9 protein-coding genes are annotated in these 17,492 nt (G+C 71.0%); 6 read left to right on the top strand and 3 right to left on the bottom strand.

All coding sequences use genetic code 11. From position 1 onward, the window contains the following. Nucleotides 1–263: 263 nt before the first annotated feature. The 3 genes from EV685_RS07175 (at nt 264) to EV685_RS07165 (ending at nt 11,556) form a co-directional block, all read left to right on the top strand. Nucleotides 264–8,822, top strand: coding sequence for a hypothetical protein (locus EV685_RS07175; protein ID WP_130481315.1), 8,559 nt, complete (start codon nt 264–266; stop codon nt 8,820–8,822). 341 nt (nt 8,823–9,163) lie between these two features. Then, nucleotides 9,164–9,490, top strand: coding sequence for a type II toxin-antitoxin system HicB family antitoxin (locus EV685_RS07170; RefSeq protein ID WP_130481314.1), 327 nt, complete (start codon nt 9,164–9,166; stop codon nt 9,488–9,490). A 116-nt stretch (nt 9,491–9,606) separates the two neighbouring features. Beyond that, nucleotides 9,607–11,556, top strand: a complete 1,950-nt coding sequence (locus EV685_RS07165; RefSeq protein WP_130481313.1) for an O-linked N-acetylglucosamine transferase, SPINDLY family protein — start codon at nt 9,607–9,609, stop codon at nt 11,554–11,556. Nucleotides 11,557–11,565: 9 nt separating this feature from the next. On the opposite strand, the gene EV685_RS07160 is transcribed toward EV685_RS07165, so the two are convergent. From EV685_RS07160 to EV685_RS07150, 3 genes are all read right to left on the bottom strand, one after another. Continuing rightward, nucleotides 11,566–12,021, bottom strand: a complete 456-nt coding sequence (locus EV685_RS07160) for a four-helix bundle copper-binding protein (RefSeq protein WP_130481312.1) — start codon at nt 12,019–12,021, stop codon at nt 11,566–11,568. A 130-nt stretch (nt 12,022–12,151) separates the two neighbouring features. Continuing rightward, the gene (locus EV685_RS07155) at nt 12,152–12,895 is read right to left on the bottom strand and encodes a helix-turn-helix domain-containing protein (protein WP_130481311.1); all 744 of its coding nucleotides are present in this window, start codon (nt 12,893–12,895) and stop codon (nt 12,152–12,154) included. A 92-nt stretch (nt 12,896–12,987) separates the two neighbouring features. Then, nucleotides 12,988–13,482, bottom strand: a complete 495-nt coding sequence (locus EV685_RS07150) for a DUF2946 family protein (RefSeq protein WP_130481310.1) — start codon at nt 13,480–13,482, stop codon at nt 12,988–12,990. Nucleotides 13,483–13,767: 285 nt separating this feature from the next. On the opposite strand from EV685_RS07150, the gene glf reads away from it, so the two are divergent. Genes glf through EV685_RS07135 form a run of 3 tightly spaced genes read left to right on the top strand, consistent with a single transcriptional unit; the run spans nt 13,768 to nt 17,467 of the window. Further along, nucleotides 13,768–14,931, top strand: coding sequence for a UDP-galactopyranose mutase (glf, locus tag EV685_RS07145; protein WP_130481309.1), 1,164 nt, complete (start codon nt 13,768–13,770; stop codon nt 14,929–14,931). Next, complete coding sequence (locus EV685_RS07140) at nt 14,928–15,917, top strand: hypothetical protein (protein WP_130481308.1); 990 nt, start codon at nt 14,928–14,930, stop codon at nt 15,915–15,917. Before glf ends, EV685_RS07140 begins: the two co-directional genes overlap by 4 nt. Before the next feature lie 56 nt (nt 15,918–15,973). Then, nucleotides 15,974–17,467, top strand: coding sequence for a hypothetical protein (locus EV685_RS07135; protein ID WP_130481307.1), 1,494 nt, complete (start codon nt 15,974–15,976; stop codon nt 17,465–17,467). Nucleotides 17,468–17,492 lie beyond the last annotated feature (25 nt).

Here is a 17,492-nt window from a genome sequence, read left to right as displayed (position 1 = left end):
TGCCGCCCATCTCGTTCTGGCAGATCTGCACGTCCACCGAGCGCGTGTGCGCCGGTTCGTGACCGATCTCACACCATCGATGGCCCCCAGCTGCGGGATCGGGTTGCAGAGCAAAAGTGTCCGGAACCTGCTAGCCATTTCCTTCGATGGTCACCCTCAAGTTTCCGGCACCGTAGGCGATATCCCGACGAGCAAGCAGATTCCCGGTCCGTCGGCAATCCGCACAACGCCCGCTCATCGCCCCGTCAACGCAGGAAACGTCCATGGCCACCATCGTCCCGTCCCTTACCACCTCCCAGGTCGCCGGCCTGTCGACCCGCTCGATCGCCGCCCTGACGACCGAGGACTGGGCCGCGTTCACCAGCGACCAGATCACGGCGCTGAGTTCGAGCCAGGTGGCTGCGATCGAGACGGCCGATCTGGCCGCGATCACCACCGAGGCCCTTGCCGCGATGGAGACCGCCGACCTGCGCGGGCTCAACACCCGTCAGATGCAGGCGCTGACGACCGACCAGATCGCCGCCTTCACGACCGAGCAGATCGCGGGCTTCTCGACCAGCCAGATCGCCTCGTTGACCAGCACGCAGATCGGGGCCCTGGGCACCGCCTCGATCGCCGCCTTCACCACCGCACAGGCCGCCGCGTTGACCGGCGCACAGCTGGCGGCGCTGAGCACCGACCAAGTCCAGGCCATCGAGACGGAAGACCTCGCGGCCCTCAACACGACCGCGCTGCGTTCGCTGGGCACCGACGCGATCGTCGCGCTGACGACCGACCAGGTCGCCGCGCTGACCACCCGCCAGGTCGGCGCGCTGACGACCTCCCAGATCGCCGCCATCGCCACCGACGACATCGCCGCGCTGACGACCTCGCAGGTGCAGGCCATCACGACGACCCAGCTGGGCGCCTTGGCCACCGACCAGATCGTTGAGCTGACGACCGATCAAGTTGCCAGCCTGCGCACGCAGCAGATCGCCGCGCTGTCGACCACCCAGGTTGGCGCGATCGCCACCGACGACATCGCCGCGCTGACCACCGCGCAGGCGGCGGTGCTGACGTCGACCCAGCTCGGCGCTTTGGGCACCGAACAAATCCAGGCCATCGAGACGGAAGACCTCGCCGCCGTGCGCACCACGGCGCTGCGCGGGCTGGCCACCGCCGCGATCGAGGCGCTGACGACCGACCAGGTCGCCTCGATGACCTCCGGCCAGGTCGCCAGCCTGACGACGACCCAGATCGCCGCCATCGCCACCGACGACATCGCCGCCCTGACGACCTCGCAGGTCCAGGCGATCACGACCAACCAGCTGCGGTCCCTGTCGACCGACCAGATCGTGGCGCTGACGACCGAGCAGGTCGGGCAGCTCGCGACCCGCCAGGTCGCTGCATTGACGACCAGCCAGATCGCCGCGGTCGAGACCGATGACATCGCCGCGCTGACCACCGCCCAGGCGGCCGCGCTCAACAGCGACCAGGTGGCCGCCCTGACGACCGCACAGGTCCAGGCGGTCGAGACGGCCGATCTGCAGGCCATCCGGACCGTCGCCCTGCGCGGCCTGCAGACCGCCGGCGTCGATGCGCTGACGACCGAACAGGCCGCAGCCCTGACCAGCGCCCAGGTGGCAGCTCTGACGACCACCCAGGTGGCCGCCATCGCCACCGATGACATCGCCGCGCTGGGCACTCACCAGGCCGCTGCGCTGACCACCGCCCAGGCGGCGGCACTCGGCAGCGCCCAGGTCCAGGCCCTGACCACCGAAGGCCTGCAGGCCATGCGCACCGCAGCGGTCCGCAACCTGGACACCGACGCCATCGGCGCGCTGACGACCGACCAGGCCGCCGCGCTGACCAGCGCCCAGGTCGCCGGCCTGAGCACCACCCAGGTCCAGGCCCTGAGCACCGACGGCGTGTCCGCGCTCGGCACCGTGCAGGTGGCGGGCATGACCTCGCTTCAGGTTGCCGCGCTGGGCAGCGCCCAGATCGCCGCCTTGACGACCGACCAGATCGTGGCGCTCAACAGCCGCCAGGTCGCCGCCCTGAACTCGACCCAGGTGGGTGCGCTCAGCACCGACCAGATCGCCGCGATGGAGTCGACCGACCTGCGTGGCATGAGCTCGACCGCCATCCAGGCGCTCAGCACCGACGGCGTCGCCGCCCTCAGCTCGACCCAGGCCGCCGGCCTGTCCAATGCCCAGGTGGCGGCGCTGACGACCGGCCAGATCCAGTCGCTCGGCACCGAAGCCTTTGCCGCCATGGGCAGCGCCCAGCTCAATGCGCTGACGACCAGCCAGATCGCCGCCCTGACCACCGACCAGCTGGCCGCCCTGACCAGCACCCAGGCCGCTGGCTTGACGACCCGCTCGCTGGCCTTGCTGGGAACCGACCAGCTGCAGGCCCTGCTGACCGACAACATCGCCGCGCTGACCTCCGCACAAGCGGCGGCGCTGACCTCGGCCCAGGTGGCGGCGCTGACGACCGACCAGGTCCAGGCGCTGGAGACCGCCGACCTGCGCGCCATCCGCTCGGCTGCGCTGCAGGCCATGACGACCGAGGGCATCGACGCCCTGACCACCGCCCAGATCGCCGCGCTCAACAGCGCCCAGGTCGCCGCCCTGACGACCGCCCAGGTGGCCGCCATCGCCACCGACGACATCGCCGCGATGACCAGCGCGCAGATGCGTTCGCTGACCACCGCCCAGATCGCCGCGCTCGGCACCGACCAGATCGCCGCGATGACCAGCGCCCAGCTGGCCGGCCTGAACACCCTCCAGATCGCCGCGCTCGGCACCAGCCAGATCCAGGCCTTGCTGACCGACAACATCGGCGCGCTGACCTCGGCCCAGGCCGCCGCCCTCAGCAGCGACCAGGTCGCCGCGCTGACCAGCGACCAGGTCCAGCAGCTCGAAACGGCTGACCTGCGCGCCATCCGCACCGCCGCGCTGCAGTCCCTGAGCACCGACGCCATCGCCGTGCTCGGCACCGCCCAGGTTGGCGCCTTCTCGACCGCCCAGGTGGCGGCGTTGACGACCGCCCAGGTTGCCGCGATCGGCACCGACAACATCGCCGCGCTCAGCTCGCAGCAGGCGGCAGCGCTCAGCTCCAGCCAGGTTGGCGCGCTGACCACCGACCAGGTCCAGGCCTTGGAGACGGCGGACCTGCGCGCCATCCGCACCGCCTCGCTGGCAGCCCTCGGCACCGACGCGATCGACGCGCTGACGACGGCCCAAATCGCTGCGATGAGCAGCGCGCAAGTGGCCGCCTTGTCCAGCACCCAGGTCGGCGCCATCGCCACCGATGACCTGGCGGCAATGACCTCGACCCAGATCCGCGCCCTGACCACCGGCCAGCTCGGCGCCCTGTCGACCGACCAGATCGGCGCGCTCACGTCCAGCCAGGTCGCCGGCATGACGACCGGCCAGATCGCCGCGCTCGACACCGCCCAGATTGCCGCGCTGGCCACCGACAACATCGCCGCCCTGACGTCCGCCCAGGTGGCCGCCCTCGGCTCGGCCCAGGCCGCCGCGCTGACGACCGACCAGATCGTCGCCCTCGAGACGGCCGATCTGCGGGCCCTGCGCACCGTCGCCTTGCAGGCGCTCGGCAGCGACGCCATCCAGGCCCTCGACACGGCCCAGGCCGCCGCGCTGACCTCCGCCCAGGTGGCCGCGCTGACGACCGCCCAGGTCGCGGCCATCGCCACCGATGACCTCGCCGTGCTCGGCACCGCCCAGATCCGCGCCCTTGGCACGACGTTGCTCGGTGCCCTGTCGACCGAACAGATCGGCGCCCTGACGACCGGCCAAATGGCCGGCCTCAACACCAGCCAGATCGCCGCACTGGGCAGCGACCAGATCGCCGCGCTTGGCACCGATCACATCGCGGCCTTGTCCTCGGCCCAGGCCGCCGCCCTGACCTCGACCCAGATCGCCGCGCTGTCGACCGATCAAATCCAGGCCATCGAGACCGCCGACCTGCGGGCCATCCGCACGTCGGTGCTGCAGGCCCTTGGCACAGAAGGCATCGACGCCCTGAGCTCCGACCAGGTTGCGGCGCTGACGTCCGCCCAGGTCGCTGCTCTGACCACCACGCAAGTGGCCGCCATCGCCACCGACGACCTCGCCGCCATGGGCACCGCGCAGATCCGTGCGCTGACCACCGACCAGATCGCCGCGCTCGGCACCAGCCAGATCGAGGCGCTGACCAGCGGCCAGCTGGCCGGCCTGACGACGCGCCAGATCGTCGCGTTGTCGAGTGACCAGATCGCGGCGCTGACGACCGACAACGTCGCCGCGCTGACCTCCACGCAGGCCGCTGCGCTCGGCTCCGACCAGGTCGCCGCGCTGTCGACCACCCAGGTCCAGGCGCTGGAGACGGCCGACCTGCGCGCCATCCGCACGGCCTCGCTGCAAGCGCTGGGCACCGACGCGATCGAAGCCCTGAGCACCGCCCAGATCGCCGCGCTCAGCTCCGCCCAGGTGGCGGCCCTGACGACCGAGCAGGTGGCCGCCATCGCCACCGATGACCTCGCCGCCATGGGCACCGCGCAGATCCGCGCCCTCGGCACGGCCCAGCTCGCGGCGCTGTCGAGCGACCAGATCGCCGCCCTGACCACCGCCCAGATCCCGGGTCTGAACACCCTGCAGATCGCCGCCTTGGCCAGCGATCAGGTGCAGGCGCTGACGACCGACAACATCGCCGCGCTGACCTCCGCCCAGGCCGCCGCGCTCACGTCTGACCAGGTGGCCGCCCTGACGACCGACCAGGTCCAGGCGCTGGAGACCGCCGACCTGCGTGCCATCCGTACCAGCGTGCTGCAGTCGCTCGGCACCGATGCCATCGGGGCGCTCGGCACGGCCCAAATGGCCGCGCTGACCTCGGCCCAGGTGGCTGCGCTGACCACCGCGCAGATCGCCGCGATCGCCACCGACGACCTGGCCGCGATGACCTCGGCCCAGGTCCGTGCGCTGGGCAGCACCCAGCTCGCCGCGCTGGGCAGCGACCAGATCGGCGCCTTGACCACCGGCCAGGTCGCCGCGCTGACCACCGCCCAGGTGGCCGCCTTTGGCAGTGACCAGATCGCCGCGCTGTCGACCGACAGCATCGCCGCGCTGACCTCCTTGCAGGCCGGTGCGCTGACCTCGACCCAGCTGGCCGCACTGACCAGCGACCAGATCCAGTCCTTCGAGACCGCTGATCTGGCGGCCATCCGCACCGCCGCGCTGCAAGCGCTGGCCACCGACGTCGTGGCCGCCCTCGACTCGGCCCAGATCGCCGCGCTGAAGACGACCCAGGTTGCCGCGCTGACGACCGAGCAGGTCGCCGCGCTCGACACCGACGATGTGGCCGCGCTGACCACGCTCCAGACCGCCGCGCTCAGCTCGGCCCAGGTTGCCGCGTTGACGACCGACCAGGTCCAGGCCCTCGAGACCGCCGACCTGCGCGCCATCAAGACCGCCGCCCTGCAGGCGCTGGGCACCGAGGCCATCGATGCGCTGACCACCGCCCAGGCCGCCGCCCTCAGCTCCAGCCAGATCGCGGCGCTGACGACCAGCCAGGTCGCCGCCATCGCCACCGACGACCTCGCCGCGCTGGGTTCGGCCCAGGTGCGCGGCCTGACCAGCGCCCAGCTCGGTGCCTTGTCGACCGACCAGATCGCCGCACTGGCGACGACCCAGGTGACCGGCCTGAGCACGACCCAGATCGCCCAGCTTGCGAGCGACCAGATCGCTGCGCTGTCGACCGCCAACGTGGCCGCCCTAAGCAGCGCCCAGGCCGCCGCGCTGACCTCCACCCAGGTGGCGGCGCTGACGACCGACCAGGTCCAGGCGCTGGAAACCGCTGACCTGCGGGCCATACGGACCGCTTCCCTGCAGGCCCTCGGCACCGAAGGCATCGACGCGCTGAGCACCGCCCAGGTCGCCGCGCTGGCCACCGCCCAGGTGGCGGCGCTGACGACCAGCCAGGTCGCGGCCATCGCCACCGATGACCTGGCCGCGATGGGTTCGGCACAGATCCGTGCCCTGACCACCGCCCAGCTCGGCGCCTTGTCGACCGACCAGATCGCCGCGCTGACCACCGCCCAGATCCCCGGCCTGAGCACGGCCCAGCTGGCGTCGCTCGGCAGCGACCAGATCGCGGCCCTGTCGACCGGCAACATCGCCGCGCTGACGGCGCTGCAGGCCGCTGGCCTGAGTTCGACCCAGGTCGGCGCGCTGACGACCGACCAGGTCCAGGCGCTGGAGACCGCTGATCTCGTCGCCATCAAGACCACCGCGCTGCAAGGCCTGAGCACCGAAGGCGTCGAGGCCCTGACCACCGCACAGGCGGCGGCGCTGACATCGGTCCAGGTGGCCGCGCTGACGACCGCCCAGATCGGCGCGATCGCCACCGACGACCTCGCCGCCCTGTCGAGTGCGCAGGTCCGCAGCCTGACCACCGCCCAGCTGGGCGCCTTGTCCAGCGATCAGGTCGCCGTGCTGACGACCGCCCAGGTCGCTGGCCTGACGACCACCCAGGTCGTGTCGCTCGGCAGCGACCAGATCGCCGCGCTGTCGACCGGTGCCATCGCCGCCCTGAGCGTGCTGCAGGCCGCCGCGCTGACCTCCACGCAGGTGGGGGCACTGACGACCGACCAGGTCCAGGCGCTGGAGACCGCAGACCTCGCCGCCATCAAGACCGCCGCGCTGCAGGGCCTGACCACCGACGGCGTGGAAGCCCTGACGACCGCCCAGGCCGCTGCGCTGACCGCCGCCCAGGTGGCCGCGCTGACGACCGCCCAGGTCGCCGCCATCGCCACCGACGACATCGCCGCGCTCGGCACCGCTCAGATCCGCAGCCTGGGCAGCAGCCAGCTTGGCGCCCTGTCCAGCGACCAGATCGGCGCCCTGACGACCAGCCAGATCGGTGGCCTGAGCACCACCCAGGTGGCCGCCCTCGGCAGCGACCAGGTGGCCGCGCTGGGCACCGCCCAGGTGGCCGCGCTGACCAGCGCGCAAGCCGCGGCGCTCAGCTCTGCACAGGTGGCGGCGCTGACGACCGATCAGGTCCAGGCGCTGGAGACCGCTGACCTCGCGGCCATCAAGACCGCTGCGCTGCAAGGCCTGAGCACCGACGGCATCGGCGCCCTGACGACCGCCCAGATCGCGGCGCTGACGACCGCCCAGGTGGCGGCACTGACCAGCGACCAGGTCGCGGCCATCGCCACCGACGACATCGCCGCGCTGACCACCAACGAGATCCGCGCCTTCACCAGCACCCAGATCGGCGCGCTCACCAGCGACCAGATCAGCGCGCTGACGACCGCCCAGACGGCGGCCCTGACCACGGCGGAGCTGGCTGCGCTGGGCACCGACCAGATCGCCGCCATCGCCACCGACGACATCGCCGCGCTGACGACGGTGCAGGCCGCTTCGCTGGGTTCGACCGCCCTCGGCGCGCTGACGACCGAACAGGTCCAGGCCCTTGAAGCGGCCGACCTGGCCGCCCTCAAGACCGGCGCCTTGGCCGGATTGGGCACCGATGCACTGGCGGTCCTGACGACCGAACAGGCGGCGGCGCTGACCAGCAACCAGCTCAACGCCCTGAGCAGCACCCAGCTGCAGGCGCTGACCACCGACACGATCGACGCCCTGACGACCGCACAGATCGCCGGCCTGTCGACCACCCAGGTCAGCCTGCTGACGACCGATCAGCTGGTCGCGCTGAGCACCGACGACATGGTGGCGCTGACGACCGCGCAGTTCAACGCGCTGTCGACGACGCAGTTCCAGGCTCTGGAGACCGGTGACATCGCCGCCATCACGACGGCCGACTTCGGCGCGCTCAACACCAGCCTGGTGGCCGCCTTCAGCACCGACCAGATCCAGGCGCTGACGACCGCTCAGATCGTGGCCTTCACGACCACGCAGATCAGCCAGCTGACGACCGATGCGGTCGTGGCGCTGACGACCGAACAGGTTGTGGCGCTGCAGACCGCCGACATCGCCGCGATGACGACGGCCCAGATCGCCGCCTTCGAGACCACCGACGTGGCGGTGCTGAGCAATGCCCAGATCGACGCCATGATCGCGGCCACCCCGATCGTGCTGGATCTGGACGGCAACGGCATCCAGACGGTCTCGGCCGCCCAGGGCGTGACCTTCGACGTCGACGCCAGCGGCTCGGTCGAGCGGACCGGCTGGGTCGGCGGCAACGACGGCCTGCTGGTGCGTGACCTCAACGCCGACGGCCAGATCAACGACGGCCGCGAGCTGTTCGGCGCCGGCACCCAACTGGCCAACGGCCAGCGCGCCGGCACCGGTTATGCCGCCATGGCCGACCTCGACAGCAACCGCGACGGCCAGCTCAGCCAGTCTGACGCCGCCTTCGGCGAGCTGAAGGTCTGGGTCGACCGCGACGCCGACGGCATCACCGACACCGGTGAGCTGCGCAGCCTGGCCGACCTCGGCATCGTCTCGATGGACCTGCATGCGGTCGCTGGCCAGACGGTGGACAACGGCAACCTGCTGGGCCTGACGTCGAGCTACCAGACGGCGGACGGCCAGTCGCACCAGATGGCCGACGTCTGGTTCGCCAAGCAGACCGACACCAGCGGCGCCGCTGCGGCCAACACCACCAGCGTGCCGGTGAGCCTGCAAGACGTGCTGGTCGAGGCGCCCGAGGCCCTGCTGCAGACCCCGGCAACGGGCGACGCCAGCACCGCCGTGGCCGACGCCGCCGCGTCCGCCTCGATGACCGCACCGGCCACCGACCTGCACGCCGCCGTCCTGCTGCCGCAGGACCCGGCCCAGGACGACCTGCTGCGCAACACGCCGCTGATCTGATGCACCTGCCCCGATCCTGATCGAAGGGAACCCCGCCGCCCGCCGGACACGCCGTCACCGAACGGCCCCCGGCCCGGCCCCGAACGCCGCGTTCCGGCCCCTGGCACCTGCCAGGGCCGACGCGGCGTTCTTCTTTGTGCGGACCGGCAAGCGACACGTCCGCCAGCGTCGACCCAGGTCCGCTGTTGTGGTGTGGCGAGGCCGTGCCGGTTCGTTCTCTGGAGGGATGGCGCGCCCGTTGCGCGGGTGCGAAGGTTCTGTCTGGCGCACCCGCCTCATGGCCAAGGTCTATCAGGTCCGGCAGGTCCTGCAGGCCATCGACAAGCTCAACGACGACCGACATGAACACTGACCGCTACACCTATCGCCTGACCTGGTCCACCGACGATCAGGAGCATGTTGGTCTGTGCGCGGAGTTCCCCTCGTTGTCGTGGCTGGATGCCAGTCCGGAGGCGGCGCTGGCCGGCATCCGGCGGGTGGTGGCCGACGTCGTGGCGGAGATGGGCGAGCGCGGCGAGGCCGTGCCGCAGCCCTACGCGGAACGGCAGTTCAGCGGGGAGTTCCGGGTCCGGATTCCGCCGGAACAGCATCGGCGGCTGGTGATCCAGGCGGTGGAGCAGGGCGTCAGCCTGAAACGGTGGGTCAGCCTGAAGTTGTCGGAAGGTTGACGCAAGCCCGGAACTGCGCCGCCGGCCCGGCCGTTTTTCGTGCTTCGGGGTGACGGCATCGGGACAACATCGGTGTCGATCAGGCGCACCTGTCGTGCGCTGGAAAGACCTCGCGCATGGCCGCCACCGACACCCTCGAAGAACGTCCCCAGGCTGAAGCCCAAGCCGTTGCCGGCGCTGGCGTGGACCCGCGCGAACGGCTGATCCAGGGCATCACGCTGCAGAACGCCGGGCGGATGGATGAGGCCAAGGCGCTGCTGCAGGCCTATCTGCTCGACCATCCGGCCGATCCGGCCGGGCTGTATTCGCTGGCGGTGATCCTGCTCAAGCAACCGGACATGCCCGCCGCGCGCGCGCTGCTGGACCGGGGGGTGCAACTCGTGCCGGGCTATGCGCCGCTGTGGTTTGCCCATGCCACCGCCTTGCAGGGCGCCGGTGAACGCGATGCGGCGCTGGCCAGCTATGACCGGGCGCTGGCGCTGCAGGCCGACTACACCGAGGTGCTCATCAATTCCGGCGTGCTGCTGCGCGAGATGCTGCGCCACGCCGAGGCGCTCGATCGTTTCCAGCGCGTGCTGGCGATCAAGCCCGAGCACGAGACCGCGCTGGCCAACTGCGCCGTGCTGCTGACCGACTTCAAGCGCAGCGAGGAAGCCACCGCGATGTTCGAGCGGCTGCTGACGCTCAACCCGGACTACGACTACGGCCCGGGCATGCTGCTCTACGAACGCCTGCACCGCTGCGACTGGACCGGCTTTGACGCGCTGCGCAGCCAGATCGTCGAGGGCCTGCGCCAGGGCAAGCGCACCTGCAAGTCGCTCGCGCTGATGGCGATCACCGACGACGCGGCCGACCACCAGCGCGCGGCCCAACTGTTCTCGCGCCAGCGTTATCCGACGCGTGAACCGCTCTGGCGCGGCGAGCGCTACCGCCACGACCGCATCCGCATCGCCTATGTCTCGCCGGACCTGCGCGAGCACCCGGTTGGCCACCTGATGGCCGGCGTGTTCGAGCGCCACGACCGGCGCCGTTTCGAGACCATCGCCATCTCACTGGGCACCGATGACGGCAGCCGGCTGCGCGCGCGCATGCAGGGCAGCTTCGACCGCTTCATCGACGCCCGCCCCTTCAGTGCGCCGCAGATCGCCCGGTTGATGCGGGCGCTGGAGGTCGACATCGCCATCGACCTGGCCGGCTACACGGCCGACTCCCGCAACGAGATCTTCTCGGAGCGGCCCGCGCCGGTGCATGTGAACTTCCTGGGCTATCCAGGCACGCTGGGCAACCCGCACATCGACGTGATCGTGGCCGACCGCCACGTCATCCCGCCCGAGCACCAGACGCATTGCGACGAGCGGGTGGTCTACCTGCCCGACAACTACCTGCCGGCCGCCGCCGGCCTGGAGATCGCTGAGCGCACACCGACACGCGCCGAATGCGGCCTGCCCGAGACTGGCGTGGTGTTCTGTTCCTTCAACCACGACTACAAGATCTCGCCGCCGATGTTCGCCACCTGGATGCGCGTCCTCGCGGCCACCCCCGGCAGCGTGCTGTGGCTGATGTCGCGCAGTGCCGCGTCGCAGCACAACCTGCGCGCGGCCGCCCAGGCCGCCGGCATCGCACCGGATCGGCTGGTGTTCGCCCAGCGGGTGCCCAGGGTGGAAGACCACCTCGCGCGCTACCGCCAGGCCGATCTGTTCCTGGACACGCATCCCTACAACGCCCACACCACCGCGTCGGACGCCCTGCTGGCGGGTCTGCCGGTGCTGACCTACAGCGGCCAGTCCTTCCCCTCACGCGTGGCGGGCAGCCTGTTGCACGCCGCCGGTCTGCCCGAGCTGGTCACGCACAGCGTGGCCGACTACGAGGCGCTGGCGATCCGGCTGGGCCAGCAGCCGGCCGAACTGGCCGCCTGCAAGCGCAAGCTGGCCGAGGCCCGGCCGGGCAGCGCGCTGCTGGACATCGACGGCTACACCCGCAACCTCGAAGCCATCTGGATCGCCCTCTGGCGCGAGAGCCAGCTGGGCGGGGTGCGTGACGCGATGTCGGGCGCCCTGCGGCGCTGAGGTCCGCGCTCAGGCCGCAATGGCCTTGCACTGCTTGGCGCAGTCGACGCAGCTGTCGGCGCAGGCCTTGCATTCGGCGTGCTTGCTGGCGTGCTTGCGGCACTCCTTCTCGCAGGCCTCGCAGGTCTTGGCCGCCACGCGGGCCAGGTCCTTGAGGATGGGGCCTTGCTGGGCCGCCACCTTGTGCAGCGCGTCGCAGACCGCCAGCAGCTGGTTGACCGATTGCGCGCAGCCCGCCATTTCCTTGTCGCCATTGCCCAGCAACACCAGGCAATGGGCCAGGCAGGCCTGACCCGTGCTGACACAGGCGCTGGCCGCCGCGATCAGTGCCGCATTGGGTGCCCCATGGCCGGCATGGCCGCCGTGGTGGTGGGCATGCGGATCAGCCGCCTGAGCGGCAGCCGCCGTGGCGAAAGCGGCGAGGGCGGTGGTGCCTGCGGTCTGGATGAGGGTGCGACGGTCCATGGTGGTCCTCCGAGCAAATGGTTGAGCGCCGAATCGGTCGTCGGCGTTCTTTCATTTTCGCTGGGCTTGCTTTGGTTTTGCCTGAGGGCCATCACGAGGAACGTGCAACCGTCCGCAACGCCAAGGCCGATCAGCGGGTCCGGCTGCGGGTGACGCCGCCCGGCAGTTCGCCGGCCGACAGCAGCAGCCCAGGCATCAGGCGGACCTTGCGGTTGCCGACGTCTTCGAGCAGGCCGGTGCGGCGGAAGTGCGACACCACGCGGCAGACCGTCTCGTTGGTCGACGCAGTGATGGCGGCGATCGTCGCCAGCGACGGCAATTCGAGCGCGACGGGCTCCTCGTCCGTCAGCCGCGATCCGGGGCCGCTGCAGCCGGTCAGCAAGAGCAGCAGCCGGCGCACCCGCTCGCCGACCGAGCCCACACGCAGATGGGCGAGGCCGGCCTGGGTGTCGCGGCGCAGCAGCGCGTGCAGCAGCAGCTCGCGCCATTCGGCATCGCTCATGCGGCGCAAGGGCGCCAGCTCGCAGTCGGTCAGGGCCTGGATGCGGCGTTCGCCCACGCGCATCTGGAAGGATTCCAGCCCGACCAGGTCACCGGGTTGCAGCAGTTGCAGGTCTTCGGGCTCGTCGATCGGGCGACGGCTGATCGCGTGACCCGACAGCAGCACATGGGGCAGCGTCAGGGACCGCAAGCCGTCGACGTCTTCACCAGCGCGCAGGAACACGCGCGCCGGCAAGCGCTCCGGCGCCGGGCTGGCGTAGCCGCCCGATCGGGTGTTGGCTTGGCCGTATTGGCTGTATTGGCCGTGCTGGCCGTGGAGGGATGCGCTCGCAAGGCCGTGCAAGGGCCGGGACGAGACATGCAATGGGTTCATGTCGGGACTCCGAAAGACAGGGTTCTGGCGTGGCCGGCCAGGGCTGGCCGCGCACGCCGCGCTGAGGACTTGTCGCCGCAGGGCGACGTCGATCAGGGCTGTGCCGGAGGTCCGCGGGACTGGGGCTGCTGCCATGACAGCCGACCGAGCAGGGGCGCGTCGGACGCGCCTCGCCAGGTGGCCGATTCGGCGGGCAGGTGGGCCGGCACGCGCAGGGCGGGCGGGCGGGGAAGGTCGGCCGCTACCACGCACAGGTCGCAATGGACCTTGGCGTGCAGCAGGGTCTTGCTGTCCTGGGTGGACGTGTCGGAGGCGTCGGACGGGTCGGACGTGGCGGTCACACCGCCGCTGCCACCGCCAGCCAGCCGACCGCCCTTGAGCGTGTCCGCCGGCGTGACGCACCAGTCGGCCGGCAGGTCCGCGGACCCGCTGCGCGACGCCAGCGCGAGTTGTCCCCAGCCGGCCATCGCGCCACCCCACAGCAGCGCCAGGCAGGTCAGCCAGACCAGCAGCATCGCCCGCGTGACCCGGCCGCCCATCTGGCGGAAGACAGGGTGTGCGCGAGGGCGGGGAGTGGCGAGGGACACGGCGTGAGTCTAGGCGTGGCGACCCCGGCTTCGGTTTGCCCGATTGACGGTGATCAATCGCATCGGCCAAAAAACGCAGCGCGCGTGAACGGATCGACACGCCCGATCGAGCGCCCGGTCTTCAGTTCGCCGCCTCAGCGCCGAATTGGCGGCCAGACCGGGCCGATATCCGGCCTTCGCGGCGGCGCCGCCTGCCTAGAGTTCCAGCTGAGAAAAGTGAAACCCGCCTCGCCCTTGTGGCCGCTGCGGATCACGTCCCCCTCAGTCCCAGCCTGGAGCCTCAGCATGCGTTTTCTCGTCGTCGGAGCCGGATTTGCCGGGGCCACCTGCGCCCGCCAGCTGGCCGAAGCCGGCCATGACGTGCACGTCGTCGACCGCCGCGAGCACATCGCCGGCAATGCCTACGACCACCTCGACGAGCACGGCGTGCTGGTGCACCGCTATGGCCCGCACATCTTCCACACCAACAGCGACAAGGTGTTCGACTACCTGTCGCGCTACACCGACTGGCGCGCCTACGAACACCGCGTGCTGGCCTCGGTCGACGGCCAACAGGTGCCGATCCCGATCAACCGCACGACCATCAACACGCTATACGGGCTGGACCTTGACGAGGCCGGTGTCGCCGCCTTCCTCGAACGTGTGCGCGAGCCTCGCGAGAGCCTGCGCACCAGCGAGGACGTGGTGCTCAACTCGGTCGGCCGCGAGCTGTGCGACAAGTTCTTCCGCGGCTACACCCGCAAGCAGTGGGGCCGCGACCTGAGCGAGCTGTCGGCCGGCGTGGCCGCCCGCATCCCGACCCGCACCAACGACGACGACCGCTACTTCACCGACCGCCACCAGGGCATGCCGGCTCAGGGCTACACCGCGCTGTTCGAGCGGCTGCTGGACCACCCGCGCATCCGCATCAGCCTGCGCACCGACTGGCGCGACCTGCGCCAGGACGATGTCGCCCAGGGCTGGGACCGGCTGGTCTATTCCGGCCCGATCGATGAGTACTTCGGCTGCGTGCTGGGCAAGCTGCCCTACCGCTCGCTGCGCTTCGAGCATCGCCATGTCGCCGATGTCGACGCGCTGCTGCTGCCGGTGGGCACGGTCAATCACCCCAACGAACACGGCTACACGCGTGAGACCGAGTTCCGTCACCTGACCGGCCAGGACCACACCGGCACGTCGCTGGTGCGCGAGTTCCCAACCGACGAGGGCGAGCCCTACTACCCGATCCCGGCGGCCGAAAACGAGGCGCTGTTCAAGCAGTACCAGGCCATGGCCGAGGCCGAGGCCGCTGGCGGCAAGGGCGTGCTGTTCGTGGGCCGGCTGGCCCAGTACCGCTACTACAACATGGACCAGGTCGTGGCCGCCGCGCTGCACGCCTGCGAGGAACTGCTGGCCGAGCTGGCCGCGCCGCTTTCCGCCACGCCGGTCCGCCAAGAGGAAACCGTCGCATGAAGGTCCACGTGCTTTGCCCGGCCACCACGGTGACCGGCGGTCCCGAGGCGCTGCACCAACTGGTCGATGCCGGCCAGCGTCTGGGCTACGACATGGCGATGGTCTATGCGCCCGAAGGTCATCCGGACCCGACCCCGCCGGTCTTTCGCATGTATGCGCCGCGCACCGCGCTGCGCGTGGCCGACACGCCCGACAGCGTCGTCATCGCCGCCGAGACCACCGCGCCGGCCTTGCTCGGGCTGCAGCACGCCACCCGCGTGCTGAGCTGGCTGAGCGTCGACCACTACCGCAACTTCGCCGAACAGGCCCGGCCGGTCCCGGGCGCGGCCAGCCCCTTCGACTTCGTGCTCGACCCGACCCAGCAGGTCGTGCATGTGGCGCAGTCCGAATACGCCCGCCGCTGGCTGGCCGACCAGGGGCTGGATGCCCTCATGCTGACCGACTACATCCGCGACGAGCTGGTCGACCGCGCGAACGCGGTGCGCGGCTCGGTCAAGGAGGACATCGTGGCCTTCAACCCCAAGAAGGGACTGGAATTCACCCGCGCGCTGATGGCCGCCGCGCCGGCCCATGTGCGCTGGGTGCCGATCCAGAACATGACCCCTGTCGAGGTGGCCGGTCTGCTCGGCCGCAGCAAGGTCTACATCGATTTTGGCGCCCACCCGGGGCGTGACCGGATCCCGCGTGAGGCCGCGCTGTGCGGCTGCGTGGTCATCACCGGCACCCAGGGCAGCGCCGCCTTCGACGAGGACCTGCCCCTGCCGCCCGGCTTCAAGTTCGACGAGCGTCAGGCCATGGCCGTGCCGCTGGTGCTGCGCCGCATCGAGACCGCCCTGCGCGACTACGACAGCCTGAGCCCGCGCTTCGAGCCCTACCGCCAGTGGATCGCCGGCCAGCGCGAGGTCTTCTTCGACGAGGTGCATGTGCTGCTCGCCACGCTCGAAGCCCGGCTGCGGCAAAAACGTGCGTTGCGAGCCGCAGCCTGAACACCCTGCGTTCGACCCCGATCCCGTTCCCGATCCGTTCTCGTCCCGGAGCCCGCATGCCCGCCATCCACCTCTGTGTCGTCCAGCCCGCCGGCCGACCGGCCGAACAACTGCAGGCGCTCGCTGGCCTGGATCTGGCGCTGATGCTGCGCACCGCCTTGCGCCAGTCCGGCCGCGGCCCGGTCACGCTGGCCAAGAACCGGCTGCGCGATGACGCGGTCAACCTCGTGATCGGCGGACACCGGGCTGTCGATCCCGCCGCCTGGGCCGATGCGGCCTGCGTGCTGGTCAATGCCGAGCCGCTGGGGCAGGGCGCCGCCGCGCTGTCGCCGCACTACCTGCGGCTTCTGCAGGAGCTGCCGGTGCTGGAACTCGACGCCGCCAACCTGGCGCTGCATGGGCCGGCGGCGGCGGGGCGTGTCGCCCTGCTGCATCCGTCGGTGGACGCGGCCCGCTCCCGGCGCACGGTGGCCGAAGCGGCCCGCCCGCTGGCCGATCGCGCCATCGAGCTGCTGCACATCGGCCGCCTGACACCTTGGCGCGTGCAACGCCTGCAAGCCCTGCAGGCGCTGGGCGTGCGCGTGGCCCGCATGGATGCCGCCGTGCACGGCCCTGAGCGTGACGAGCTGGTCCGCAACGCCCGTGCCGTGCTGCTGCTGCCCGAGACGCCGGACGGCCGCCCGGAGGCCGTCACCGCGATGGGCGTGATGGCGCTTGGCACCCCGGTGATCGCCGAACTGGCCGACACCACCCGCATCGACCCGCTCTGGCGCGAGACGCTGTTGTGCGTCAGCCCGGAACGCTGTGGCGAGGTCTTCGGACCCGGCCAGTGGAACCAGGCAGCGTTGTTCGCGCGCCTTCAGGCGGGGCAGGATGCCCACGCGCAGCCCGATCTGCAGGCCGAATGGACGGCCTTCGATGCGCTGGTCGAGCCACTCGCCGCGCAACAGGCGGCGCGCCCGGCGCGTCCCGCCCCGGACCGGCTCAACGCCGACATGGCCCACCAGGGCCATCGGCCGGGTTGGCTCAATCTGGCGGCCGATGCGGCGCTGCGGCCCGATGTGTGCGCGTCGCTGGGCGACGATCCCGCCCACGCCCCGGCGCTGGCCGAGCTGCTGGCGCAGGGCGCTGGCCGTCTGGCCCAGGTCGATCTGGGGGATCTGGGTGATTTGGGCGCTATTGGCAATCTGGGCAATCTGGGCAATCTGGGCGAGCGGGCACCGGACACATCGGCCGCTGCAACGCGCATCTTCGACCACGCCCTCAGCCTGTTGCGACCCGGCGGCGTGCTGGTGCTGCGCGCCAAGGGCCTGAGCCCCGCGCAGGCCCGCGAGCGTCTGGCCGCTCAGACCGATGCCTTCTGGCGCAGCGGCTGGTTCCGGCACCGTCTGTCGGTCGACGCGGTGCTTGCCCTCGATGCCCAGGGTCTGCCCAGCCGCGACGCCACGCCACACGCCGTGCGCATCGTGCTGCGCAAGGTCGAGACCAGCCTGGCCGAACGCACGCTGGCGCGTGTCGCCCGCGAGGACTACGCGCTGGACGATGCCTGAGTGCCGCGCGCACGGCATGTGTCGT

The sequence above is a fragment of the Sphaerotilus mobilis genome (genome assembly GCF_004216565.1).
In the GTDB taxonomy this organism is placed as follows: domain Bacteria; phylum Pseudomonadota; class Gammaproteobacteria; order Burkholderiales; family Burkholderiaceae_C; genus Sphaerotilus; species Sphaerotilus mobilis.
Note: the sequence above shows the minus strand (reverse complement) of the source record. Positions and strands in the feature narration are given on the sequence as shown.